3 protein-coding genes are annotated in these 2,283 nt (G+C 61.2%); all 3 read left to right on the top strand.

The annotated features are described in order from the left end of the window. The coding region (locus EOA49_RS31595) for a transposase domain-containing protein (RefSeq protein ID WP_135913840.1) at positions 1–114 on the top strand (114 nt) is incomplete at its 5' end. Positions 115–129: 15 nt separating this feature from the next. Next, positions 130–1,392, top strand: a complete 1,263-nt coding sequence (locus EOA49_RS31590) for a hypothetical protein (RefSeq protein ID WP_245460860.1) — start codon at positions 130–132, stop codon at positions 1,390–1,392. A 25-nt stretch (positions 1,393–1,417) separates the two neighbouring features. After that, a partial coding sequence (locus EOA49_RS31585) for a TadE/TadG family type IV pilus assembly protein (protein ID WP_164749374.1) occupies positions 1,418–2,283 on the top strand: 866 nt, incomplete at its 3' end.

The following is a 2,283-nucleotide window of genomic DNA, read 5'->3' as shown; positions in this document are numbered from 1 at the left end:
GGCTATCTCGCCGATGTCCTCACCAGGATCGTCAATGGCCACCCGAACAGCCAGATCGACGACCTGCTGCCCTGGGCCTACATCCCGGCTCCCGAACTCAGGGCCGTGGCCTGAGAACAGCGCTTACCAATGAGCGCCGACAACGATCGGAACAAGTACGCCGAGAAGGTCAATGGCGCCTGGTACAAACGAGGGGACGGTTGGGGCGATACCAAGGACCAGCCGCTGACCCGCTTCAGCCTGTATTCCGACATGACCGTCGAGTCTGACCGCGAAACGGTGCAGCCCCCCAAACAGTATGTCTGTGACGTCACCAAGAGGGACGGCACCTGCAGCAAAGGCCATTGGGTCACCCCGGCCCCGACATACGTTTATACCACGAGCCGCTATGCGAGTTGGCAGGGTTGCGTCGAGGCGAGGCCATACCCGTACAACGACGACGACACGACGCCCACCACATCCAATCCTGCGACGCTTTTTGTGCCGATGTTCGCGCCTGACGAGGCCGGCACGCTTTGGCGCGATTTCGACCGTGATGGTAGCAACGACGTCAGCGCGTGGCCTATTAGTGGCAGCTATTATGACAATAACTGGTGGGCCGATTGGCCCTACGATCCGACCAATCCGACCGCCAAACAGCGGCAGTCGGACATGCGCAAATACTTCTTGGTGAAGCCCTACGGTTCGAAGTCGGCCGCCGCCGGCGACGGTCCGAATGCAGGTTGCACCACCAGTCCGATCACGCCGCTGAAGGACGTCACTGTTTCGGCCCAAAAGCAGGAGCTTGACGATGCCATCGACGAGATGGCGCCAACTGGCAACACCAACGTGCCCGAGGGGCTCGCTTGGGGTTGGCGGACGGTCTCCAGCAACGAGCCGTTCACCGAAGGTCGGCCAAACAACGAAAAAGGCAACGACAAGGTCGTCATCGTGTTGACCGACGGCGCCAATACTTACAGCCCGTTTAGCGACGCCAGCTATGCCAACAATCGTTCCACTTACGCGGCCTATGGCTATACCGGGCTGACCTATCCAGGATCGGGCAGCGTCACGCGCCTGTTCATGAATACGAGCACCGCGGTGCCTAAGACCACCTATACGGACGGCAACTACACCGCCGCGCTTGACGAACAGATGCAGACGCTGTGCGCCAACGCCAAGGCGGCCGGGATCATGGTGATGACGGTCTCGCTCGACCTGGTCGACACCAAGGCGGACGAGAAGAAGGCGATGGCTGCGCTGAAGGCTTGCGCTTCCGACTCCCGCTTCCGCAGGGACCCGGCCGACCCGAGCAAGCCCGCGAAGCTATTCTGGAACTCGACCGGCGCCACGCTTTCGGACGACTTCAAGGCGATCGGCAACGAATTGTCGAACCTGCGCATCGTCAGCTGATCCGAAAGAGAACCGCTTGCCGAAGATGCGCGAATTCTGGCTTCGCTTTTGCCGCGACCGGCGCGGCAACTATGCCCTGATGACGGCGATCGCCATGGTGCCGCTGATGGGCGCCCTCGCACTCGCGGTCGACTTCACCGAACTCAACCGTCAGAAACAGAAGGTGCTCAACGCGCTCGATGCGGCGAACTTTGCCGCCGCGAGGCGGTTGGCGGAGGGCGCCACCGACGACCAGATCAAGGCCTATGCGGTCGACTTCTTCAACGCCAACCTCAACACCATCGACCCCTCGGACGTAGCGCTCAACATCACCCTGCCCACCAGCCAGGCCGGCGGCGGCTTGCTGACAATGAGCGCCACGCTTACCTACCATCCCTATTTCTATCCGGCTTCGGCAATGCTCGTCGGCGTCGACGAAGTCGACGCGAAAAAGCCCGTTGAGCTCGAGATGAAGTCACAGGTGCGCTTGAAGAACACACTGGAAGTGGCGATGGTGCTCGACAATTCGGGCTCGATGTCGACGAAAGGATCCGGCACGGGGCAGAAGCGCATCGACCTGCTCAAACAGGCCGCCAAGCAGTTGGTCGACACGCTTGCGCAGCAGGCGGCGCAGATCAAGCAGATCGACAAGCCGGTCCAGTTCAGCCTGGTGCCCTTCGCGGCTTCGGTCAATGTCGGGCCGGACAACGACAACGCCTCCTGGATGGATGTCTACGGGCTGTCGCCGATCGCCAACGAGAATTTCGACTGGTCGACACTCAACGCCGCCGACAAGAACGCCCAGAAGATCAACGGCATCTGGTACAAGAACGGCACCGGCTGGGGAACCGAGGAAGGCCAGGCACTGACCCGCTTTTCGCTCTATCGCGACATGAAGGTGGTCACCAGCCA

The organism is Mesorhizobium sp. M1A.F.Ca.IN.020.04.1.1, assembly GCF_003997315.1.
GTDB lineage: Bacteria > Pseudomonadota > Alphaproteobacteria > Rhizobiales > Rhizobiaceae > Mesorhizobium.
This window is presented reverse-complemented; position numbering and strand designations above follow the sequence as displayed.

What these genes read in the sequence shown, in the direction of transcription:
- EOA49_RS31590 (WP_245460860.1), top strand. Translation starts at nt 130, where the DNA reads ATGAGCGCCGACAACGATCGGAACAAGTACGCCGAGAAGGTCAATGGC.